General features: G+C 59.7%; 13 protein-coding genes and 1 pseudogene. 5 read left to right on the top strand and 9 right to left on the bottom strand.

Translation table 11 applies throughout. The features are described 5' to 3' along the window. Nucleotides 1–699 precede the first annotated feature (699 nt). The 9 genes and pseudogenes from RO07_RS08230 to oxlT all read right to left on the bottom strand — a co-directional run bounded on the left by RO07_RS08230 (nt 700) and on the right by oxlT (nt 18,466). Nucleotides 700–1,521 (bottom strand): trypsin-like serine peptidase, encoded by an 822-nt coding sequence (locus RO07_RS08230; RefSeq protein WP_039409703.1) that lies wholly within the window; start codon nt 1,519–1,521, stop codon nt 700–702. A gap of 182 nt (nt 1,522–1,703) precedes the next feature. After that, complete coding sequence (locus RO07_RS25490; protein ID WP_084072517.1) at nt 1,704–4,493, bottom strand: IPT/TIG domain-containing protein; 2,790 nt, start codon at nt 4,491–4,493, stop codon at nt 1,704–1,706. A gap of 59 nt (nt 4,494–4,552) precedes the next feature. Continuing rightward, nucleotides 4,553–10,180: an Ig-like domain-containing protein gene (locus tag RO07_RS08220; RefSeq protein ID WP_147284529.1), complete on the bottom strand. Its 5,628-nt coding sequence runs from the start codon at nt 10,178–10,180 to the stop codon at nt 4,553–4,555. A 373-nt stretch (nt 10,181–10,553) separates the two neighbouring features. After that, nucleotides 10,554–10,715, bottom strand: a pseudogene (locus RO07_RS08215) (transposase); the annotation flags it as partial. Nucleotides 10,716–10,764: 49 nt separating this feature from the next. Continuing rightward, nucleotides 10,765–12,243, bottom strand: a complete 1,479-nt coding sequence (locus RO07_RS08210; protein ID WP_160118054.1) for a ShET2/EspL2 family type III secretion system effector toxin — start codon at nt 12,241–12,243, stop codon at nt 10,765–10,767. 943 nt (nt 12,244–13,186) lie between these two features. Beyond that, the gene (locus RO07_RS08205; protein ID WP_039409689.1) at nt 13,187–13,627 is read right to left on the bottom strand and encodes a PAS domain-containing protein; all 441 of its coding nucleotides are present in this window, start codon (nt 13,625–13,627) and stop codon (nt 13,187–13,189) included. 248 nt (nt 13,628–13,875) lie between these two features. Then, the gene (gene frc, locus RO07_RS08200; protein ID WP_039409686.1) at nt 13,876–15,126 is read right to left on the bottom strand and encodes a formyl-CoA transferase; all 1,251 of its coding nucleotides are present in this window, start codon (nt 15,124–15,126) and stop codon (nt 13,876–13,878) included. A gap of 25 nt (nt 15,127–15,151) precedes the next feature. After that, a complete protein-coding gene (oxc, locus tag RO07_RS08195) occupies nt 15,152–16,942 on the bottom strand; it encodes an oxalyl-CoA decarboxylase (protein ID WP_237171401.1) in 1,791 nt (596 codons plus the stop codon). 192 nt (nt 16,943–17,134) lie between these two features. Then, complete coding sequence (oxlT, locus tag RO07_RS08190) at nt 17,135–18,466, bottom strand: oxalate/formate MFS antiporter (RefSeq protein WP_039409683.1); 1,332 nt, start codon at nt 18,464–18,466, stop codon at nt 17,135–17,137. A 747-nt stretch (nt 18,467–19,213) separates the two neighbouring features. Here oxlT and RO07_RS08185 point away from each other — a divergent pair. The 5 genes from RO07_RS08185 (at nt 19,214) to RO07_RS08170 (ending at nt 24,583) form a co-directional block, all read left to right on the top strand. Then, nucleotides 19,214–20,227 carry a 2-dehydropantoate 2-reductase gene (locus RO07_RS08185; protein WP_039409680.1) on the top strand — a complete coding sequence of 338 codons (1,014 nt, stop codon included), beginning with the start codon at nt 19,214–19,216 and terminating at the stop codon, nt 20,225–20,227. Nucleotides 20,228–20,888: 661 nt separating this feature from the next. Then, nucleotides 20,889–21,107 carry a hypothetical protein gene (locus RO07_RS25840; RefSeq protein WP_039409678.1) on the top strand — a complete coding sequence of 73 codons (219 nt, stop codon included), beginning with the start codon at nt 20,889–20,891 and terminating at the stop codon, nt 21,105–21,107. A 29-nt stretch (nt 21,108–21,136) separates the two neighbouring features. Then, nucleotides 21,137–21,850 (top strand): GntR family transcriptional regulator, encoded by a 714-nt coding sequence (locus RO07_RS08180; RefSeq protein ID WP_039409675.1) that lies wholly within the window; start codon nt 21,137–21,139, stop codon nt 21,848–21,850. A 670-nt stretch (nt 21,851–22,520) separates the two neighbouring features. Further along, a complete protein-coding gene (locus tag RO07_RS08175) occupies nt 22,521–22,988 on the top strand; it encodes a formate dehydrogenase subunit gamma (RefSeq protein ID WP_039409672.1) in 468 nt (155 codons plus the stop codon). Continuing rightward, complete coding sequence (locus RO07_RS08170; protein ID WP_052267125.1) at nt 22,985–24,583, top strand: formate dehydrogenase beta subunit; 1,599 nt, start codon at nt 22,985–22,987, stop codon at nt 24,581–24,583. The genes RO07_RS08175 and RO07_RS08170 overlap by 4 nt, the downstream gene beginning before the upstream one ends. Nucleotides 24,584–24,587 lie beyond the last annotated feature (4 nt).

Genomic DNA, 24,587 nt, shown 5'->3' with positions numbered 1-24,587 from the left:
CGTGATAAGCAAATCGGGGGATGCCGGTTCAGCAAGCCGTCGCCGCTTCGGGCGCCGTCACTAGCGCTGACACATTCTTGTGATATACAGTATTTCATACACGATATTTTATCAACGGCTTTCTGTTGCCGGTGGCGTCCATCGGTGCGCAGCATCGAGGGTGAGAAAATCCCGCGAAGCCTTGTTTGATAAGGTCTCTACGGCACGGCACGATGAACTAAACCCTGTACGCCCTAGGGTTTACAGGCATGCTTGTTGGATGAAAACTAAGCCCTCGTTCCCATGAATTTTGCCGCATTTCTTTTAATATATTGAATACAAAATACCTAAAAACGAATCGAGACGAAGCCGGACCGGAAATGAAAAAACACCGAAGCGCAGCGCCCCTCCCCACTTCGATGGGCGCTGCATTTCGGTGCTCAGTTTGAATGCTGCCGTCTGCCTGCCGCGGGATGCCGCGTGTGGCTACCCTGCCGGACTAGGGGCAGGAGCCTGTGCTCTCCTGAATGAGTGTCACAGGCGCGGCGCGCCGCTCATGCCGTCCCGGCGGTGGAACGTGCGGTACCGTTTAGAAGTGTGTGTAGACATGGCGATCTGGGCCAACGTCGCTCGTGCGACGCCGCGTGCGGGTAATTCACGGATCGTATACTCACGCAATAGCGCTCGGCGATGACCAAAGCAGGCAAATCGATTGGCAACTCACGAATCGCGCGCCACTCGGTACGAGCATGAGGCGATCGTGCCGTTGCGCGGTGCGGCCAACGTCACTTCAAAAGGCCTCTGCGTAATCCGCAGTCGGAGCACCAGTTCCTGGTTGAGCGGCGTCCAGAGCTCGCGCGCGCCTCTAAAGGGGCCGGGCAGTGGGCGCTCCAGTCCGCCTCTGATGACACCAACGACCCGAAGCTCTGGGATACCCGGGATATGTGCCAACACAGGCCCTCCCGAATCACCGGGCCTTGTTCGGCCCAGAATCGAGCGGCCGATAACGTGATTTCCTGTCACCCCCGGTTGAGTTGCCGCCTCGATTGATTGGGTTCTTACGGTGGCCATCGCCAAACGAGGAGTCTGCTCCACGAATCCAATGTGGGCCGTCACTGCGTTGAGGTTATCTGCGGGATTGTAACGCCAGTCAACGGGCGCAACGCGGTCCCTCAATCTGTCTCGAAAATCTTGACGTACATGCAGTGCGGCAACATCACCGTCGCCGAGAACAATTTCGTCGAACCAAAACCCCCCGTCACTGACTCTGCCTGCAGTGTCGGCAGTGTCTTCATACAGAAACATCGCCGTGCGCCGCACCGAATCTCCCGGCTCCAAGACATGGGCCGCGGTTATTACCCAGTCCTGGCTCGCCACAAAGCCTGTGCCGCTACTGGCTAGCCTTCGGGGAATGAATAAGTCTTCGTAAACCATCAGCCGTATTGTCCATGGCCTTGCGTTGATATAGGGAGGAACGGGCTCACTGTCAATCAATACGTTGGGGGCAACGGGCTCATGCATCATCTTGTCGTAGATCGTCATTTTTGGAGAACCTCTCATCATCAGCGCGTTGTTGTGGATCGGCCGCGGCGATCACGCGTACGCTCAAGTCAAAGTCGCCCGACGCGGAGAGGCTCGTGGGGCATGCGCATCCTCATCTACCGGGCACGCCTGAATCACTGACGTGCTTGCTCGGCCACTATTTCCCGGCCCATCCTGCGGCGTCAAGTGAAGGTGAATGCTTTGGTGACTGAGCCGCCTGGCGTCTTGATGAATAGGTTCACGGTACCGGCAGCATGAGCCGGCGTTATGACCGTCAGTTCGTCACTACTACCATCCGCGGCGCTTCTGGCCACGACGACATTCCATCCCGCCACTCCCCCGAATGTGACCACAGAGGCACCCACCAGGTTTTTCCCTTTGACGCTGACTAACGTGCCGCCCTTGACTGATCCTTGACGCGGTCCAATGATGCCAACCGACGGTTGCCCGAACTTCGAAGTGTCTTGGATAATGAGGCGGATCGGGTCACTGAAAACCTCGACGTCGTACTGATTGTCAGCGATGAGCCGGTACCAGCCAGTACTCGCCACCTGCGCACCTGCCCCCGAAATGCCAAAGGTCAATGTTGGCGTGCCCAGCCCGATAATGGTTCTTGGTGCTGGGATAGTGTCCTTCCAGTCGCTGGAGGTTTGTGATGGCGGTGTGCCGCTATCCGGCGCTCGTTGCCAACGATAACCGTTACCGACCCCACCCATGTTCGAAAAATAAGCCCCGATCGACACGGCACCGACACTTCCCGTCTCAGCGGCAAATATACCCTCCGACTGGTTCAATAACGCAGGCCGGCCCTGACCGGACTCCACCACCGTCACCTGCACTGGCTTCGACAAAATCTCAAGCTTGGTTTTTCCGCCTCCAGTGAGCGCCGCGGTCATGCCTACAGCCCGATTTCTCGGGACAGCTCGAAGCCGGTACCAACCACTAACGCGGTCCTTATATTGAGAGAAGGTTGCTTCGCTTCTGTCGGGCGTGAACCGTAGCAGGGTGGAATTTCTGTTACTGACATCCTTATCTTGCGGGAAAGACTCTTTGCTCCGTTTAGAATCACAGAGATTCGTCCATCCTGTCAGGCCGTCCGCAGACTTCTCCCATGTCAGGGTATAGGTGTACTCCAACTTTTGCTCAGGCTGCCATACCATCGGGGGATAGGCTGAAATCCCTACCCAGGTCTCAGCGCTTCTTGCATCCCAGGGGACGATAATTTCGTCTCCCCCCATCGGATACTGTGACACGACATGCTCATCGGTTGCGGAGGCTGCTAAACGGCTGTTTCCACCGTCACCAACTTTTATATACACGGGGTCGGAAAATGCATCATGGCCGTTCGCGATCATCTTAAGTCGATACCAGCCAGAATCGGTAGTGCCCGCGCTTCTTGTAAAACCTTCCCCAAACCACATTGTCCGAGTCCTGTATCCCCCAATATCTCTCCATGCACCAGGATTAAATTCGGAGTGCTCATAGGGGCCAGTTGGAGATTTAGCAGAGTATTCCCACAAATATCCTGCTCCAGAATCGTTGTTGAATAGAGTCGATACAAATCCTTGTTCATTCGTCTCAGGCTCAACGTACACTGTCTGTCCCGCAGTATATGACTGGCTAATCAATGCAGGTGTGGGTTTCGCACCGCCTACTCCGACATACACTCGCACTGGGGTCGAAAAAACACCATCAACACGAGAAGATACTGCTTTGTTTCTAGCTTTCACGCGGTACCAACCCGCGTTAGAGCTATCGACCGGCTGATTCGCAGCTCCAAACGTCAGCACGGATGTACGTTCTCCCGTCACGTTCGACAATCGCAGATCACTCCATTTCGTTGGATCAGCGTTTTCGTCGGTGTTAATCTGCCAAACATAATTTGTATTACCCGTTGATGAGGCGTTCCCCATATACTCGAAGAACGCGGAAATCGACATCGACCCAATCGAGCCATACAGAACAAATGCTTGGCCGTACGATTTCGGAAACTGATCCACCAGCTTTGGCAGCCCATACGCGAGCATTTGGTTGCTCTGATTGTTAGGCAATGCCATTCCGTTCGGCGCGCCAAAATACACAACGCTGTCGTGGTTCCAGTGGTCCTCGCCTATTGGGGTCACTAAAAATTCCGTTTCATCAAACCCATCTAGTGTCTCGACAATCGCGGCTTCATTCGATACATCTTTGTATTTTGTCCACGTTGTTGCGTTGACAGGCTTTCGGAAGATCCGGTACCGATGCGAGAACAAGAATCCACGGACGTAGAGATTCTTAGCAGGAAGCCACAACAACGTCAGGCTGGAATTCTCTTGGGACGAGGTAATCCGGATGCTGGAGGGCATGATGATCTGTCCTGTCAACCAGGCAACACTACCCCGGTCGCCCGGTAGCGGATATTGGTGATCGCTCCGAGTTGCCACTTTGGGATCAGGATCCAAAAGTATAATCTTTGACTTGTCCAGCATCGCGCACACTGTCACCTTGTATACCGTATTGGTATCGTCAGTTTCCCAGGGAAGCAGGGACTCGTCCTCATCGTCGACCAAGCGTATGGAATATGACGTCTGTCCCGGTACAGACTCCTGAAATTTGCCGTATTTCGCATTCTCCCAGGTATCACCATCTGTGGATTTCTTTACAAATACCCGATACCCGACCACAGGGCGCACGAAATCATAGGCGTTTGGAACAGATGCAGATCCTGCCGTCACTGTGACCTTGCCGCTTTGCTTATTGTCTGGTCTCACGGTTACGGTGAGCCTAGTACCGTCTCTTGCACTACGGACGACCGCACAGGATTGCGAGCCGAAATTTACGGACGTTATGCCGTCCAAACCCACACCGCCAATGATGACGGTGTTGTTTTCATTATTCAGTCCCGCTGCGGGGCATACATATGAAATCGACGCAAAGGACTCCGACTGACCAACTCCCCCTGAGCCGATGCGTTCAGTTTTCTTGCTGATCATCACACGCTCCTCTCGATACAGTAGTGAGGTTCCCCCGGCTTTTCATCCTAGGTGGGCGGCTAGTTTTCAATGGAGAAGGCGACATAAGTGGGAGCACTGGTTTTGTCATCAACGGTTTGCGTCACACCCAGTACCCAGATCCCCGGCTTGGCCAACTCACCATCAACCATCCATTGCAACAACGGAGGACCACCTCCCCCTAATACATCGGCAAGTGCACTGATAGGTGCAGTCTGCCAATAGTCGCCATTGAGCGTGACAGTAACGAGGCGTGCCCCCTCCTCAACTCCACGACCATATATAAGCCCTGTAGCGGTGCCGAAATTCTCACTATCCTTAGGCTGAATGATGGTGAGATTGTCGGGTAACCCGCCTGGAGCAGGCTCGTAATCGAACGACAGGGTGGCTGGCGCACTGGTCTCGTTTCCAACGCTTTGGGTAACCATCATGTCGTGGTGTCCGGCTTTATTCCAGGTGCCCGCGTTCCACATCCCGTCTTTGATCGGGACATTCTCCTTCCACACGCTGCCATCCACCGTGACCGTCACCGTTCCACCGGTGAACCCTCCACCCACCACCGGGATTCCCGCGCCACCCTGGTACCAAATCGGGCCATTACCCCCTGTGTATTGAACGCCTGTCTTTGGAAACACCACTGTCGGCATATCCAGGATGGGAGGGACCACCATGCTGCAGTTAAAAAACACTGGATTTGATGAAGGACCTATGACTTGACTGCCATCAGGATTGGTGGCGATCTCTGTCGCCTGCAACACCCAGGCGTACTGCGCATTTCCGGATGGAGGATAATCAGTGGCATCTTCAGGCCAGAAAACGCCGGCATCCCAGGCTGTGTTATTGCCTATCGAGACTCCATCCGGATTCTCGTCCGCTCCCCACGGTTCCCCATTCAGGGTAAGCATGATTTGAGCGCCGCCGAGACCATTGCCCCTGACCGCGATCGAGTTCTCATATATAAAATCGGGAGGCATTTGGACGGGCGAGGTAAAGCCGGGGGGGAGCAGCGCGACAAGAAAGAAGGTCACCGACACCGGCTGGCTGGTATGACTGTCCAGGGTTTGGCTCGCATTCAAGGTGTACGACAAATCCAGCGGGGGCGGGACAGGGGGAGAGAATGTGCCGGCATGCCATCTGCCATTCTTATCCACAGTCGCTGGAGCGCCTTGTGTTTTTCCTTGGTAGGTAACCGTCACGGTTGCCCCCGGCGCCCCTGTACCGGTCATGGCAACGCCGGAACCCTCGTTGTCGCTGTTGTAGTAGTACATGGCTCCCGATAGCGGGCAGGTGAATACGGGGTCTGGCAGCAAAACATACGTCACGGTTGCTGGCGAGCTGTACACATTGGCAAACACCTGAGTCGCCGTCAGCGTAATTTCTCCCGTCCAGTCCAGCGACCCTGCGTCCCATTTACCATCCACCACAGCAAGGGTTTGCCAGGCTGCGCCATTGACAGTGAGCAGGATCAGCGCGCCTGATAAGCCAGTGCCGGTAATCGATACGGGATCTGCATAGTTCCCATTGGCTTGTGGTGAGGTGAATACTGGTGCTGCCACCGACTGTGGGGGCGGCGCGCTACCGCGGCTGAACAACACCCGCGCGGGCGCGCTGTCTCCAAACGCTTGCGCGCCGATGCTCTCCTGGGTGGCGACCATTTCGTATTGACCGTCTCGATTGAAGGCGTCGGCCTCCCAGAACCCATCCTCTACCCCACAGAAAGCATAATCGCCGCCATTCACCGTGACGGTGACGGCGTTTTCGGAAGCCATTCCAAATACGGGAATCGGATCCGTGCCTTGGTAATACATGGCTTGCGGGCTGACAAAGCCCAGCGTCCCTTGCGAGTCCATGTCCGGAATCAACTGCACCGGATTCGAATAAACAGTGCCGGCAGCGGTGCCGGTGTTCCAGGCCAGGCGGTACCACCCGAAGTCCGCGACCATGACGCCGCCGTTGTCCCCCGCCACCCCGAACGTCAGTGTCGTCGAATTCTGACCTGTGGTACGGGACCAATCGTGCGAACTGGAATTGAACGACCCTGAGGCGCCATCAAAGGACCACTCCCATTGCAATGACCCCGCGCCTGCGGCTTGTGGAAAAGCACTGATCGACACATCCCCTACGCTGCCCAAGCCAATCTCAATGCTGGTGTTGCCCGCAGGGACCTGGGACAGGAATTGCGGATTGCTTTGCCATCCCGTTCTGGGGTTGGTCGACACGCGTATGGGTGTGGAATAGCCGACCTCGTCTGTCCAACTGGTCGCGGTGAGTCGATACCATCCCTGATCAAATGTCGAGACTCCACCGAAGGTGAGGACGCGGGTGTTCTGCCCCGTTATGCTGGGCGAGACCATATCGGGCGACCATGGGCCGTCTGACGATGAAGCACGTTCCCATTGAAACGTATCGCCACTTCGATCGGTGTCGAAATGGGCCGTGATCGCCAATGCGCCCGCTGAGCCGGTGATTGCCACCACCGTGTCTCCGCCAACCGGTGCCTGGCTGGTCAGTTCCGGCGCACCTCCAAGGTAATACCACAGCGTGAAATTACCTGGGTCAGTCGAAAGCGTACCGTCCGACACCGACCATTGCACCGTCACGGCTTGCCCCCATACAGCGTCCGAGAGGATCACCACCGGAATACTGATCGGTTTCGCCCGCGAATAGTCGTAAGTGCCTGACCAGTTGTCCTGTTCGCTGTCAGGAATGATCAATTGCAATGTGATCGTCGTGCCGTCGTCTGTGACTTCGACCAAGCCCCCGTAGGACAAACCTCCCCAAGTCACTATCGTGCCTGTCCCGTCCACGGTTGCCAGCGGCTCTCCGCCGCCGCCATCCCACGGATCCCAGGTGAACGGTTTCGTCGAATCCAGCGCGAGCCCGTTTGGCAAGGTAATGACTCGGATAAATGTACCCGTCGCGCGCACGCTTGACGGCGTGTTGATGCCGTTCGACGCATCAATTATCAACGTCCCACTCGACCCCACATCCGTCAACCCAATCGAGGTCATGTTCGATGCGCCCCAATTGGTGACCCCCTCTGGATCAATGGTCACTTGCAGCGGCAACAGATTCGTATCGGATGCAGCGGTACCGTATACATTTTTTGCCTGAAGCACGTAAATACGCGAATCACCGACCCGTGCCGGAGTTCCGGATACGCCGATCGACGTCAACACAAATCCGCCAGCGCTTTGAACAACAGTATTGGAATCCCCTGGGGTCGGATATTGGGGGACCAATGCGTAGCCACTGGCCACGCCGTACATATTCGAGAACACCCAAACGACCTGCGCTGTTCCTACGCGGCCCGCACGACCTCTCACTTGCCCTGCGGTGGCCGAACCACCCAGCACCCGTGGAGAACCGTCTCCATCGACCGCCACCACATACATCGGTGGGAAATACCCGTAGCCGTCATTTGCAAAAAACGCATATGCTCCGGTGATCCCTGAGTATCCATCACCCAAAAATCCGAGCAGCGAATCATTTGAATAGACATGTGATGTCCATTCACCGCCCTGGCTCAACGTACCCGTCAATGTATCGCTTCGACTCCAATACACGCCGGGTGGATAAATCAAGTCAGTAGCCGCATAGCTCGTTATATAGGCCGAATACAGGAAAGCGTTCGCACTGTTGCGCTGTAATGGGGCGATCACTTGCGCAAATGGGCCCGGATGCTGACAACGTTGTACGCCGGAGGACTTCTTCTGAGGGACTACCAAGAAGGGTTCCGAGTATGCAGAGCCCTTGCTATTACTCGCCTTACACCGAACCCATAATGGGCCCAGGCCCACTAGCAGCAATATATTGAACCAGTCTTGCAGCGGCGGGATCCCCCCCATGGTCGTATACCCTTCATATCGACTGGATGAGGTCTGCCACTCATAAGCGGGGTTGTTCTCCTTCTGCATGCCACTAAACCGCACCATGGCAATTTGATTTATGTGGGAATTGCTATTCTGAGGAAGCGAGTCAATTTGCAAGATTTCTTGTCCGGCCGCAGGGGACTGATCCACCAGTATGGGTACGTCTGAGGTATCGATGACCACATGGACCGGTTGAGAATAGCTGGCGCCCAATCCGTTCGTCGCCTTCAGCCGATACCAGCCCGTATCCGAAGTCTGGGCCTGCCCACCAGGAGCGGCCAAGCCTCCGAACCACAGGGTCGGGTGAGTGCCTCCGTTGGTGTGAGACCAATCTCGATCACTGCTGTACGCCCCCTCTGGCGTCGCCGAATACTCCCATTGATATGTGGTGCCGATGTCCGAATTCGCGAAGCGTGCCGAAATCGAACCGGCGCCGTCCAGCGGTATGAACGCCTGGCCAGCACTGTTCGGATACTGGCCGACCACCTGGGGCGGTGCGTATCGGACCGACATATTGGATTGGGCGCCAGGAAAAGGGAGCCCATCAGGTCCAGCGCCGAGGATCGTGTCACCAACCATCGGCAGGATCGTGACCGTCCACTCATCCGCGTTCAGCGGGGACAAAATCGTGGAGGTTGCGCCAGGGTCCGCCCATGCCGTTATGGCGTTCGTCCAGGCCTCTCCGTCCGAGGCGGGTTTCAGGAATATCTGGTACCCGGAGATATCCGGGTGGCCTTCAATGTATGACGTCGGCGCCCATGACAGCACCACACCATTGGCACTTGCGCTACTCAGGTTCAATGCGTAGGGAAATGCATACGCAAACGTTCCCCACGCTGTGCATCCTCCCCGGTCGCCATCCGGCGGATACTGCTCCGTCTGACTTTTCGCTCCCATCACAGACGTGGTGGTATGCGAAGCATCCGTCCATGCCAATGGCAATACCGTGAATTTCCATAATGTCGTATCAGACGGATTCACATCCAGCCTGGCAAGTTGGGTGGTCATGCCCGGGACATCTTTGGTGATCGCCCGTGCCCATGAGTCCCCGTCCGAAGCGTGCTTATAGAACACCCGATATCCCGCCACGCCTACGCCACCGAAACCACTCCAGTCCTGCTCCGGGTGGTTAATGATGTAATTGCTCCAGACCAACGAGTTACCTCCTCCCCATACCACCTTCGTCGGCAACGCTAGTGGTATGACGAAATATCCCTCCAGCGTCGCCGTGCCCTGGTCGCCGGGACCAAACGACTGATACAGCGACGTGTATTGATTCGAGGTAATGAACCCAAGTTCAATCCCGATCACCGCGCCATCGAGATTAAACACAGGAGCCCCCGCATTCCCTGGATCCGTGGCTCCCCCCTGCACCCTGGCCTGCCAGCCATCGTAGGGGTTTGATGCGAAGCCGTCATCCCTGGTCGAGACTCCAAAGAGCTGCTCGTTGAAAACCGGCCCGTACCCGTAACGCGACAATGGCGTCGCCAGCCCTGTGTAGAAACGCCACAACACCTTCGGAAATGTCATTCCTGGTGGCGAGAAAGGACGCGATAAGTGCAAAGCCACTATATCGCCGAGATAGGGAGGCACGTCCGCCGTCTGGTAAGACGTCGCGGCGTAATCAAATGCCGGTAACACCAGTACGGGAGCCGCCGAATCTGATAGGGGGTCCGGGGCAAATGCCCTTAGCCTCTCAATTTGTGACGCATCAAATGACTTATCACCCATTACCCTCCGTGGGGCGGCAGCATCCACAGCGTGAGCCACCGTCACCACCCACCACGGATCGATCAAGACACCTGACACCACATCCGTGCGGCCGTCCGACCACGGCACGAAAATGCGAACGATCCCCAAGCTTGCGGCGTCTGCGCCAGTCGACAAGATCCGAGGCCCCATAACACTTTGATCTGGCCCCAAATAACTAGCTACGCCCCCCTCCAGCACAGTGTCGTCCTCACTCGCACCTTGAGCATGCGTCATCATTGAGCCCCGTCTTGATCTAGGAACTTTCTTGAACTACCTGTGGGAATACAAGGATCCGCATTACATCACGCCAATGCTGGAGTCTGTCGTTAGCGATAAGAACTACTAATCGATTGAGCGACGTTTTTGAAGATAGGTAAACATCGGGCGCTTCGCAAACGCGATTTACCTATCACAATGGTTAGGGTCTGTTCACAGTCTCGCCAGCGAGCCACAAGGCACAGGCAAGCGAAGCAAAGGCGAGAAAGTTCTCGGCAAGCTTGTCGTAACGAGTGGAGACGCGACGAAAATGTTTGATGCGATTGAAGAATCGTTCGACGATGTTCCGGTTACGGTACAGCACGCGGCTTTACCGACGCCTGGGCTTCCTGTTCGACAAATGTAAACAGCCCCTAGCCTTGCCGTTCTGAGCGCAGGGCCGCGAGGCGCGAAGCCACTCCGTCGACGACCCTGTCAAAGACGCGGATCGCGTCAGTGTGGCCATTCTTCCGCGCACGCTGCAAGCCCGTCGAACCATCGCTCGCTCCCGCCGCAAGCAGATGTGCAAGATCGTCAGCGCTGAGTCGCGGCGCCAACCGGACCAGAAGTTCGCCATAAGCCTCGATCGCGTCAGCCCGGCCGTCCTGGAGCGCGAGCAACAAGCCCGGCACACCACTTGCCGTCTTCGCCTCAAGCAGATTCCTGATCTGTTCGCGAGAAAATTTCGGCGCGCACCGGATCAGAAGTTCGCCATAAGCCTGGATCGCGTCGGCATGCCCCTCCTGAAGCGCGAGCAACAGGCCCGGCACATCACCTTCCTCCCGCCGCGCAGCCAGAATCCGCAGGCCGGTGCGGGCATCGACGCGCGACAGCGATGCGGCACAGGCACGCACGCCATCCGCCAAGTTCAGGCGAAGAAGATGATGCATGGTCTGCGCGTCGACCTGACGCGGTCCGCCGTCAAGGCGCGGCGCCGCGCCGCGCACCGGTTTTCCCAGGAACGCCGCCACGCCCGGACCGACCAACTCGTACTCTTCCCTGGCGTCCTTGGAAAGAAAATCTCTTGCCGTCAGTTGGCGGAAAACCGCCGGATCGAGGTGCGCACCGGGCGCAGCACTCACGCTCGAACGCTCGTGCGCCACCGTGACGTTCGGATCGTAAAACTGCACCACGTACGACTTTCCGCCCCGTTCATCCGCCTTGATTTTCAGCCCTAGCGCCATGGCGTGACTCAACGTTTCCACCATGATCGTGCGGCCTGTCTCGCCGCTCGCCTCCATGGCCTGGAACGTGTCCGCAATCACCTCCCCCCAAGCGTCGGCTGGGACCAACCGGCATTGCGCGCCCATGCGACGCGCGTGGTAGGCGGCCTCGTTGTTGTCAATCAGGGGGGCGGCCACGGTCTTGAGGCGGGCGGGGCTGAAATCCCGGTAGTCGAGCTTGCCGTGCGTGCGCATGAAACGCTGCTCCCACAACATCGCCAGATGCCGGCACCAGATCGGTTGAGCGCCGACCTTGACCTCGCCATTCCAGTTGACTTGCCAATTCCGGCGCTCCGAAAAATATGGCCCACGCTTGCTCGTGTCCAGCCCGAGTCGGCGCTCGATCTGGTCAACCATGCTCGCACTGCCATGTGCCTGTGCCAGAGCCAGCAGGGAGGTCCCGTCGGCAGCGGGCGCGTCAAGCACAACGTCCGCCCTGCGCAGAAGGGTAGTAGCCAGTCGTTGCGCCGGCGCCGCCCCGTCCATGATCGCCAATTGCAGCAGCGTGTTTCCCCGGCCGTCCTTCGCGTTGACATCGAGGTACCCTGCCTCGACCAGTTCTGCGGCAGCCATCCACCCACTGGCAGGCGCCGCGCCCTTCCCGAGGATATCGAGCAGGCCGGCCGACATGTTGCGGCTCCCCCGGGACTTGTAGGCGTCCGTGCACAGGTCATACACGTCCCTTGCTTCGCGCAGCGTCTGCTCACGAAGCCGCGCGCTTCCATGGCCTGGGAGGCCGGACACTTCACGGTGCGTTGCGAATCTGTCCCACAGACGAGGCCGATGCACCTGACGCACATCACGCACCTGGTCTCTCAACGCCTCTCGGGGAGCGCGGCCATCCGCCCGGGAGGACCCAGTCTGACCCGACAACGAGGCGATGCGGAACGGGAGAGAGCGGGCAAGATACATGCCCAAACGGGAAATCGGCCCCATATGATTTTATTCGTCTTGTAACAGTAACAAAGGGAAGTCGGGATCACGGCCAACTCATCCCCGGCGGAAGGACGGACCGACGCACAATGCATGTGCCCCGACGCGATGCTGACGTCAACCAGTTCTCTTCCATCCGCCGCCGGCAGCGCGGAGCGCAAGGCAGAGGCGTTGATTGCGGCCGCACGCTCCTGCGCCTGTTGTTGCTGCTCCAGAAGCTGCAGTTGCCACGTGCTGGTGTCGACAGCGCTGAGGGCTGCGGGTGTTTGCGCCAACGCAGGACGGATCCCGCGAGCAACACCGGCATCGGGCGTCGGAATTTACCGTGATCTCCGTTGATATCGATTCGGCATATTAATTTTTGGAATATTTGCCGCAAATGATCAAATTATGAAATTTTTACGAATATTAAATTAATGATCAATCGATGAAATTTGGGCTATTGGGAAGCCTGTGAAGGAGTTTTCATATTATCCGGCACGCGGAATTTATATCGATGTCAACAAAAATAAAAACATCGCCGCATGTGATGTCAAGTCGCACAACGATCCGATGAAAACAAACGAGAAGCGGCGTGCTCGAGGCGCAACCTGCGCCCGAACGAGAGGAACGAGAGCGATGGAGAAAGTGTGCGAGACCGTCAGCCCGCCGTTGCGGCGAGCTTGGCTTCGAGTTCGTTCAGGCGCTTGCGCAACTGGCGGTCTTCCTGAAAGCGCGCGGTCTCGTCGCGAATCACGGCCACGATGCCGGTCACTTCGCCGGTGGCGCCGTGCAGCAGCGCCACGGTAAACGCGATCGACATCGCGCGCCCGTCCTTGTGCGTGGCTGGCACCTTGAGCAGATCGCTGCCGTACTTCGTCTGCCCGGTGGCCATGGTCTTCGCATAGCCTTCGTTATGACGAGCACGCAGCCGATCGGGAATGATGATGTCCAGCGGCTGACCGAGTGCTTCTTCGCTCGAGAAACCGAACATCTTCTCGGCGCCCGAATTCCACAGCGTGATGACGTTGTTCGGGTCGGCAACGACGATGGCGTCGCCCACGACCTGCACCAACTGATTGACGTCGACGGATGCGCTCATGATGTCTCCAGGATAATGGTGGGGAATGCAATTGGCATGACGGTCCATTATCGTGCATCCAGACCGAAAAACATGCAAATAAAGCACATCAATTAACAGGCCATGCGATCCCGAAAATAAAAACGGGTGCGTGCTCCACAGAGCGCCGCACCCGCGAACACCGGACGCACCACACCCGCACCGTCACTCCGGCAAGGAAGCGACGATGCACGGGGCGCGTTACCTGCCTGTCCAGCCCGGTCCGGAAATCAGACCGAGCGCGACGCGTGCAGGTTGGCGATCTGCTCCTTGTTGTAGCCCAGCTCGGACAGGATCTCGTCGGTGTGTTCGCCCAGCAGCGGCGAGCCCGTGATTTCCGGCTTCAGGCCCGAGAACTTGATCGGGCTACCCACCGTCAGGTACGAGCCGCGTTGCTTGTGCGGCACTTCCACGATCGTGCCCGAAGCACGCAGCGACGGGTCGTTCGCGATTTCCTTCATCGACAGCACCGGCGCGCACGGAATGTCGAACTTGCGCAGGATGTCGACCGCTTCGTACTTCGTCTTGTCGGCCAACCACTCTTCGATGGTCGCGAAGATATCGAAGATGTGCGGTTGACGGGCTTGCGGCGTGGCGTAGTTCGGATCGTCGATCCACTCCGGCTTGCCCAGCGCGCGACAGATCGGCTCCCAGGCGTGGCCCTGAATCGTGAAGTAGATGTAAGCGTTCGGATCGGTTTCCCAACCCTTGCACTTGAGCACCCAGCCAGGCTGGCCGCCGCCGCCCGCGTTGCCGCCGCGCGGCACCACGTCGGTGAACTCGCCGTGCGGGTATTGCGGATACTCTTCCAGGTAGCCGATGCGGTCCAGACGCTGCTGATCGCGCAGCTTCACACGGCACAGGTTGATGACCGAGTCCTGCATCGAGACGGCCACCTTCTGACCGCGGCCCGTCTGGCCACGGCCGATGAGCGCCGTCAGAATGCCGATGGCCAGGTGCATCCCGGTATTGCTGTCGCCCAGCGCTGCGGCCGACACGGTCGGAGGACCGTCCCAGAAGCCGGTCGTCGAGGCGGCGCCGCCGGCACACTGCGCCACGTTCTCATACACCTTCAGGTCGTCGTAGTGGTGACCGTCCGAGAAGCCCTTGACCGATGCCACGATCAGCTTCGGGTTGAGCTCGTTCAGGCGCTCCCACGTGAAACCCATGCGGTCGAGCGCGCCCGGGGCGAAGTTCTCGACGAGCACGTCCGATTCCTTCACCAGCTTCTCGAGCACTTCCTTGCCTTCCGGCGTCTTCGTATCGAGCGTCAGCGAGCGCTTGTTGCTGTTGAGCATCGTGAAGTACAAGGCATCGGCATCGGGGATGTCGCGCAGTTGGTTGCGCGTGACGTCGCCCGAACCCGGGCGCTCCACCTTGATCACGTCCGCACCGAACCATGCCAGCAGCTGAGTACAGGCGGGGCCGGCTTGCACGTGCGTGAAGTCGATGATCTTGATGCCTTCCAGAGGTTTGCTCATGTCGTGTCTCCTTGATTGACTCGAATTACTTTTTCATCGCCGCGCTTTGCGGATTCAGATTCGTCAGACGACCGCTCTCGGTACCCGCCGATTCGTCGATGACAGCGTTGATCAGCGCCGGCTTACCCGCAGCGATGGATTCCTCCAGCGCCTTCGTGAGTTCGGCCGGCGTGGTGACGTTGTAGCCAATGCCGCCGAACGCTTCGATCATCTTGTCGTAGCGCGCGCCCTTGACGAACACGGTCGGCGCCACGTCCTTGCCGCCCGTCGGGTTGACGTCGGTGCCGCGATATACGCCGTTGTTGTTGAAGATGACGGTGGTGACCGGCAGTTCGTAACGGCAGATGGTTTCCAGCTCCATGCCGCTGAAGCCGAACGCGCTGTCGCCCTCGATGGCCACGACCGGCTTGCCGCTGGTGACCGCCGCACCGATGGCGAAGCCCATGCCGATGCCCATCACGCCCCACGTCCCCGAGTCGAAGCGCTTGCGCGGCTGGTACTGGTCGATGATGCTGCGGGCGTAGTCCAGCGTGTTCGCGCCTTCATTCACCAGGTTGATGTCGGGATGCTTCTTGAGCACGTCGCGAATGGCGCCGAGTGCACTGTGGAAGTTCATCGGCGACGGATTCTGCGCGAGCGTGGCGGCCATCTTCGCCAGATTCTTGTTCTTGCGTTCGGCGATCGCACCGGTCCACTCCGCGGGCGGCTTGCTCCAATTGCCGTCGACGCCTGCGAGCAGCGCCGAGACGCACGAGCCGATGTCGCCGATCACCGGCGCGGCAATCGCCACGTTGCTGTCGATTTCCGTCGGCGAGATGTCGATCTGCACGAACTTCTTCGGCGCCGAGCCCCAGGTCTTGCCCTTGCCGTGCGCGAGCAGCCAGTTCAAGCGCGCGCCGATCAGCACGACCACGTCGGCTTCCTGCAGCACGAACGAGCGTGCGGCGGCTGCCGATTGCTCATGCGTGTCGGGCAGCAGCCCCTTGGCCATCGACATCGGCAGGTACGGAATGCCGGTCTTCTCGATGAATGCGCGAATGTCGGCGTCGGCCTGCGCGTAGGCGGCGCCCTTGCCGAGCAGCACGAGCGGACGCTTCGCTCCCTTGATCACGTCGAGCGCGCGCTTGACGGCGTCGGGCGCCGGAATCTGGCGCGGTGCGGCGTCGATCACGCGGATGAGCGAGTCCTTGGCCTTCTGCGCGTCGATGGTCTGCGCCAGCAGCTTGGCCGGCAGGTCAAGATAGACGCCCCCGGGACGGCCCGACACGGCAGCCCGAATGGCGCGCGCCACGCCCACACCGATGTCTTCGGCGTGCAGCACACGATAGGCCGCCTTGCAATACGGCTTGGCCGCATTGAGCTGATCCATTTCTTCGTAGTCGCCCTGCTGCAGGTCGACGATTTCGCGCTCGCTCGATCCGCTGATAAGGATCATCGGAAAACAGTTGGTCGTAGCGTTGGCGAGCGCGGTCAGGCCGTTCAGGAAGCCCGGTGCGGACACCGTCAGGCAAATGCCAGGCTTTTGCGTCATGTAGCCGGCAATGGCTGCGGCGTTGCCGGCGTGTTGTTCGTGGCGAAAGCCGATGAAACGCATGCCTTCGGCTTGCGCAAGACGAGCCAGATCGGTGATGGGAATCCCCACCAGGCCAAAGATGGTATCGATGTCGTTCGCTTTCAGGGCATCGATGACCAGATGAAAACCATCCGTCGTTTCTGCCTCGGACACGATGTTCGCGTGTCGGCTGCTGTCTTTGGGCGTATCGCCCGCGGTGTCGTTTTCCGCCTTGCCGACTGGCACGGTCATCGCAATGGACATAATTCTCTCCTCCAGTTTTTCCGGTTTCAGTGTTGCGTCGTCTTGTCTGACGATTAGTGGGTTATTCCCGTACTGCTTCTCTACCTGCTCACCCGGGCGTGCAACCGGCCCCGTCGGGGCGCGGATTGCACGCCGGTCAAACATTCCCAATCAAGCCAGCCAGTCTGCTTCCTGCATTTGCTTGCGTTCGCCTCACGTGGTGCTGCGGGTCAGATCCGCAGGTTTCACGATCGGGTCGCTCGATTGCGCCTTGTAGTCGTTGGCGTAACGCTGTGCCAGGCGGGCACGCATCGGCTTGAGGACGAACAAGGCGAGGAAGGCGGCGAAGGCGTTCATGGCGCAGGCGATCATGAACACGGCCTGCCAGCTGCCCGTCGACGTGGTGATCACACTCGAGAACGGCACCAGCAGCGCGGCGGTCCCCTTCGCGGTGTAGAGCATCCCCGCGTTGGTCGCGGCGTACTTCGAGCCATACGTGTCGGCGCAGGTCGCCGGGAACAGGCTGTAGATCTCGCCCCACGCAAAGAACACCAGGCCAGTCAGGATCACGAAGGCCACCGGGTGCTGGCCGAATTTCGCCAGTGCGTAGATCCCTGCGGCTTCCATCGCGAAGGCGATGAACATCGTGTTCTCGCGACCGATCTTGTCCGAGATCCAACCGAACACCGGACGCGTCACCCCGTTGAGCACACGATCGATGGCCAGTGCAAAGGTGAGCGCAGGCAGCGTCAGACCGAGGATCGAGACCGGCGCCTGATCGAGACCGTAGTCCTTGGCGATCGGGCCGAGCTGTGCCGTTGCCATCAGGCCGCCGGCGGCCATCAGCACGAACATCAGATACATCAGCCAGAACACGGGGGAGCGCATGACTTCCGTCGGCTTGGCGTTGTAGCGCATGGCGCCCGGTGCCAGCTTCTTGAGCGCTTCGATCGACGCCGGCGGGTTGGCAAGCGCCAGACCCAGCAACAGCACGATGATCCCCTGGCCCAACCCGAAGGTCAGGAAGGTGTTCTCGTAGCCGCTCGACTTGATCATGTTGGCGATCGGCACCACGGTCAGCGCCGAACCGGCGCCGAAACCGGCAGCGGTGAGGCCCGCGGCAAGACCGCGGCGATCCGGGAACCACTTCAGCGCATTGCCCACGCAGGTGCCATACACCGCACCGGCGCCGACCCCGCCCACCGCCGCCGCGAAATAAAGCATCGGCAACGAAGACGCGTAGGCATTGAGCACCCACGCGACACCGCACAACAAACCGCCTCCGACCACGACGGGACGCGGGCCGAACTTGTCGACCAGATACCCTTCGATCGGTACCAGCCAAGTCTCGGTCACGACAAAAATCGTGAACGCCACCTGAATGGCCGTACGGCCCCAGTGATACTTCTCATCGATCGGGTTGACGAACAGCGTCCACCCGTACTGCAGGTTGGCGATCATCGCCATGCAAATCACGCCGAACACGAGCTGCACCCAAGGGCTCGCGAACACGGATTGCTTACCGTGTTGATTAGTCGTCTCCACTATGTACCTCCTCCATCGGTTCTCAGTTGTTTAGCAGCTTCACAACAACAACACCTTCCGGATGGGGTCTACGCCCCCTGGGTATGCTTTACGAGGTCTTCGCCTCGTCGACTTGTTCTCTGACGTTCACGGGACAGCTTGCCTTCCCGCAAATATACCGAACGAAATATACGATATATCAGATATAAGTCAACACTAATTTATCGCTTTCCTCGTTTCTCACCTCGCGTGCCACAGTCGTTTTCGTCCATTGCAGCGAAAGCGACCGCGGCACGCGAGGCACTGTCCTAAGTGGCGGCTAGATACAGTAACGCCACTGTAGGCCGGAGCGGGGCAACAACGCAATGCGAAAACACTAAGGAGTTAACCTGATCCGGGAAGCTTGTCTGACAAGGCGCTCCAGCCTTTTATATAGGGCTCCTTGGGAATTTTTGAAACGAGCACAAGACGATATTTATGTGAACTTCATTCACAAAAAACTCCCAATTACTCTTCCCATCCCCGGCTGTAATACACCGTAATAATTCGCTTGCGGGCTTCCCTTACGGCGTTTCTCCCCCACCTCCCATGCCGGTCGCGCTCACACATCCCAGGCAGGCTTTTCGCAGCGCTGCGGGGAAACCATGACGGCATTCGGTCCGGGAATACTTGGCGCTGAGCCTCTTGTGATATACTATATACAAAATTTCATATTAAAAGAATAAATAACGATCCAGGTTTCGATTGACCATTGGAGGGAGAGACTTCATGAAGATTTGCATCTATGGCGCTGGCGCCATCGGTGGCTATCTCGGCGTGCAGCTTGCGCGCGCCGGAGCCGATGTCAGTCTGGTGGCGCGCGGCCCGCATCTTGCCGCCATGCGCGAGAACGGACTCAAGCTGCTGATCGACGGCGAGGAACGCGTCACGCAATTGCGCTGCACGGACGATGCACGCGAGCTCGGTCCCCAGGACTACGTGATCATTGCACTCAAGGCGCACTCGGTTCCGTCGGTACTCGATGCCATGCAGCCGCTGCTCGGGCCGGACACGGCCGTGGTCACCGCCGTGAACGGTATCCCCTACTGGTACTTCTACAAGCACGGCGGTGCGCTCGAAGGCAGCACGCTCGAGAGCATCGACCCGAACGGCCGCCAATGGCGCGAGCTCGGCCCCGAGCGCGCCATCGGTTGCGTGGTGTATCCGGCCACCGAAGTCGTTGCACCGGGCGTGATCCAACACGTCTACGGCAACAAGTTCCCGCTCGGCGAAGCCAGCGGCGAGCGTACGGAGCGTGTGGAGAAACTCTCGAAGCTGATGATCGAGGGCGGGCTCGACGCACCGATTCGCGAGAACATCCGCGACGAGATCTGGCTCAAGCTGTGGGGCAACCTCTGCTTCAATCCGATCTCGGCCCTCACGCACGGCACACTCGACATCATTGCCAGCGATCCGGGCACACGCGCCATCGCGCGCGCCATGATGCTCGAAGCCAAGGCCATCGGCGACAAGTTCGGCGTGCATTTCCGCGTGGATGTCGAGCGCCGCATCAACGGCGCGGGCGCCGTAGGCGCGCACAAGACTTCAATGCTGCAAGACCTCGAGCGCGGCCGTGCCATGGAGATCGATCCGCTCGTCTCGGTCGTGCAGGAGATGGGGCGTCTCGCCAACGTGCCGACGCCAACGCTCGACGTCGTGCTCGCCCTCGTCAAGCAGCGCGAATTCATGACGCAGCCCGAGGCGGTGGCCGCTGCCCAGGAACGGCTCGCGAAAGCGGCATAAGCGCTGCCGAGTCGCAAGCGCATCAAGCATCGTCACGGCGACGACGAAGAGTTGCCGTCGGTACGTGACGTCGAGGCGTGGGGCGCCGGAGGGCCTCCACCGCCGCGCCCCTATATATAGACGGAACTGGACGGCACGAACAAGGACGGGCGACGGCTCACCTCGCCCCCGTTGAGTCGCCAGCCCCCCGCCGCTCGATGCACTCGCCGATCGCGCCGCCACCGGATTTCCCGGTCGCGGCCGATTTTTTGCCGGCGAGCCGTGTCGTTTTTACGGGAGAGCCCGGCGGGCCTATCGCCTGCAGGTATTCCCAGCCGTGTGGTTTCGCGGCAACGCAATAACCCGCTTTTGCAGCATCCCGAAGACATCGCCGGTCATGCCGCGAATCGCGCGCGAGCCCTGCGTCCCGAAAACCGCATCAATGCAAGCTGGACGAACATCCGAGGAGGTTCACCGCCACCATCGATCGACTCAACACTATCGGAAAAAGAGACAAATCCGGGTAGCCGACCGCCACGGTGACGTAGAAAACGTCCCGAAAAATGATGAATTTTGATATTCGGTATGTGGTATATCTTGAGACTTGTTGCGGCGCGACATACAATGCAAGGCAAGTTCTCCCCCACATTTCGACCTGTCAACGTTTATCAGGAGTGTCACCATGTTAGTCGCTGCGCTTACTTTGATTGCCCTTGCTTCTGCCCTGGCCGCCGGGGTTGCGATGGTTCACCTCTTCGTCGCCCTGCCCGCTTCGGTGCTCGAAAAGGCCGAAAAGAACGGTCGTTACGCGTATCTGGCGGAAACCACGCGGGCAAACGAATCGGGTAAACTCGTCACCAAGCCGGCAACCGTCGTGGGGCAGCAAGCATTGCGCCTCTGAAGGGGCCGTAATACCTAGGAGACTATTGCATGTCCCTGATCACCCCAACTCCGGCGCGCGTGACTCCGCTCGCGCTGGAGCCGATCGACACCACCACGAGTTTTCGCAATCAGGCGTATGCGCTGCTGAAAAAAGCCATCGCCGATGCCGACATCTATAACCAGAAGGAAGAAATTCGCCTGGACGAGCGTCAGCTCATCCAGGTGCTTGGCGTTTCGCGCACACCGATTCGCGAAGCCATGACCCTGCTGGAACAGGAAGGCTTTTTGCGCACGGTGCCGCGCCGGGGCATCTTCATCATCCGCAAGACGAAGCGTGAAATCGTCGAGATGATCCAGATGTGGGCCGCCCTCGAAGGGATGTCCGCACGCCTGGCCACGCTGCACGCGAGCGATGAAGAGATCGCCAAGCTGCGCCATCTGTTCGACGAATTCGTCAACGCGCCGCCGACCGATCACATCGAAGAGTATTCCGACGCGAACATCGACTTCCACCAGGCGCTGATCAATCTTGGTGGGTCACAAGCGATCGCCAATACGATCAAGAACCTGTTCATTCACGTGCGCGCCATCCGCAAGGTGACGATCGCTCAGAACGACCGGGCCGCGCGCTCGATCGTCGATCATCTGAAGATCATCACCGCGCTGGAAAAGCGTGACACGGAACTCGCCGAAAAGCTGGCGCGCGATCACACACTGGGTCTGGCCGCCTTCGTCGAAGAGCACTGCGACTTCCTCGAATAATTGGCTGTCCCACGGCGTATCCACGCCGCGCGTTACGGAAAAGGCCAGTGACATCGATGTGTCACTGGCCTTTGTCTTATCCGGCCCTCGCGTCATCCTCGAATCTGAGCGCCCCCCGAGCGCAGCCCTCCCCCTCTCTTGTCGCCAGGCGTCGCAACGACGCCGCGGCCTCTCGCTGCGCGACGCCCCCACACCACGCCTTGCCGCTGACGGGTGCATCGCGGGCCGGATCCGTCGGTATTTCGCTCGAAATCCGGGTAAACGAGGCTGCCAAACCATGTGCCAGGCTATTGCACGTATACCGTATATCATATATCGTGTTTCACATACGGAGACTTCAACGCCCTCCCGGCAGTCGCCACCAGACTGCCGGACAGGAGGCGGGAAGCGCCGCCCGGCGTCGAGAAACACGCATGGGGCACAACAGGATTCGAGCCGACTTTCCCGGCTCGCCGGTTGACGAAGTAAGCAACGGGGCGGGAGACCGAGCCCGTGCGGCATATGGTGGGGGCTATGTGCCGCACGCTCGTCCGGCGCCGCGCTGATCGCTAGACCCGAGCAGCGTCGCCGAATGTGACAAATGGGTCTCTCGCCCCTGGGGCAGGAACAACACATAACCATACCCTCAGGCGCGCAGTCCCCGCGGTGCGCCGCACAGGAGACAACAGCCATGCGCGAGGCTTTTTCCATCGCGACGGTGCAAGCGATTCTGGACGCTCATTCGGCGCAGGAAGGCCCCCTGCTGCCGATCCTCCACGACGTTCAGGACGCCTTCGGCTACGTACCCTCGGAAGCCGTCCCCGTCATCGCCGACGCCCTCAACCTCTCTCGCGCCGAAGTCCATGGCGTGATCACGTTCTACCATCACTTCCGCACCGCTCCGCCGCCGCGCCACGTCGTGCAGATCTGCCGCGCCGAGGCGTGCCAGAGCATGGGCGCCGACGCGCTTGTCGCGCATGCGGAACGCGTGCTGGGCTGCGCGATGCATGCGCACAGCGGCGACGTCGCCCTCGAGCCGGTGTACTGCCTCGGCCAGTGCGCCACATCGCCCGCCATCACCATCGACGACAAGTTGCACGCGCGCGTCACCCCCGAGAAATTCGACCGCCTGGTCGCCCGCGCCAAGGATGCCGTATGAGCCAAGCCTCCCACTCCGCCAAAACGCCCGGCACCGTGCGGCTCTACCTGCCGCGCGACTCGGCCGCCCTCGCCCTGGGCGCCGATGAAGTCGCCGAAGCCATCGTCGCGCAAGCCGCGCAGCGTGGCATCGACATCGAGCTCGTGCGCAACGGCACACGCGGCATGCTGTGGCTCGAACCGCTGCTCGAAGTCGTCACGCCCGCCGGCCGCGTGGCGTACGGTCCGGTCGACGTGGACGACGTCCCGAGCCTGTTCGACGCGAACGTCACCGCCGGCGGCGACCATCCGCTCGCGCTCGGCCTGACCGAAGAGATTCCGTATTTCAAGAAGCAGGAGCGTCTGACGTTCGCCCGCGTGGGCGTCACCGACCCCGTCTCGGTCGACGACTACGTCGCGCACGACGGCTATCGCGGCCTGCGCAACGCGCTCGGCATGGACGGCGCGGCCATCGTCGCCCAGGTCACCGAGTCCGGCCTGCGCGGGCGCGGCGGCGCGGCATTCCCGACCGGCATCAAGTGGAAAACGGTGCTCAACACGCCGGCCGCGCAGAAGTACATCGTGTGCAACGCCGACGAAGGCGATTCGGGCACGTTCGCCGACCGCATGCTGATGGAAGGCGATCCGCTCGTGCTCGTCGAAGGCATGACGATCGCCGGAATCGCCGTAGGCGCCACGCGCGGCTATATCTACGTGCGCAGCGAATACCCGCACTCGATCGACGTACTGAACGAAGCCATCGCGAACGCGCGCAAGGCCGGCTATCTCGGCAAGAACATTCTCGGCTCCGACAAGACGTTCCACCTCGAAGTGCGCAAGGCCGCGGGCGCGTATGTGTGCGGCGAGGAAACGGCGTTGCTCGAGAGTCTCGAAGGCAAGCGCGGCGTGGTGCGGGCCAAGCCGCCGCTGCCGGCCATCGAGGGGCTTTTCGGGCAGCCGACGGTCATCAACAACGTGATTTCGCTCGCCTCGGTGCCGATCATCATGGATCGCGGCGCCGAGTTCTACAAGAATTTCGGGATGGGCCGCTCGCGCGGCACACTGCCCATCCAGCTCGCGGGCAACATCAAGCACGGCGGCCTGATCGAAAAGGCCTTCGGCGTGACGCTGCGCGAGATCCTGTACGACTATGGCGGCGGCGCCATCACCGGCCGCCCGCTGCGCGCCGTGCAGGTCGGCGGCCCGCTCGGCTCCTATCTGCCGGAATCGCAATGGGACACGCCGCTCGATTACGAGGCCTTCGCGGCGCTGTGGGCCGTGCTCGGCCACGGCGGCATCGTGGCGCATGACGACACCGTCGACCTCGCCAGGCTCGCGCGCTATGCGATGGAGTTCTGCACCATCGAATCGTGCGGCAAGTGCACGCCATGCCGCATCGGCTCGACGCGCGGCGTCGAAGTGATGGACAAGATCATCGACGGACGCGACCGTCCCAAGCAAATCAAGCTGCTGCGCGACCTGTGCGACACGATGCTCGCCGGTTCGCTGTGCGCGATGGGCGGCATGACGCCCTACCCCGTGCTGTCGGCGCTCAACCATTTCCCCGAAGACTTCGGCGCGGCCGAACCGTCGAACCTGCCGACCCAGGCCGCCTAGGAGA

This window comes from Pandoraea pulmonicola (genome assembly GCF_000815105.2).
In the GTDB taxonomy this organism is placed as follows: domain Bacteria; phylum Pseudomonadota; class Gammaproteobacteria; order Burkholderiales; family Burkholderiaceae; genus Pandoraea; species Pandoraea pulmonicola.
Note: the sequence above shows the minus strand (reverse complement) of the source record. Positions and strands in the feature narration are given on the sequence as shown.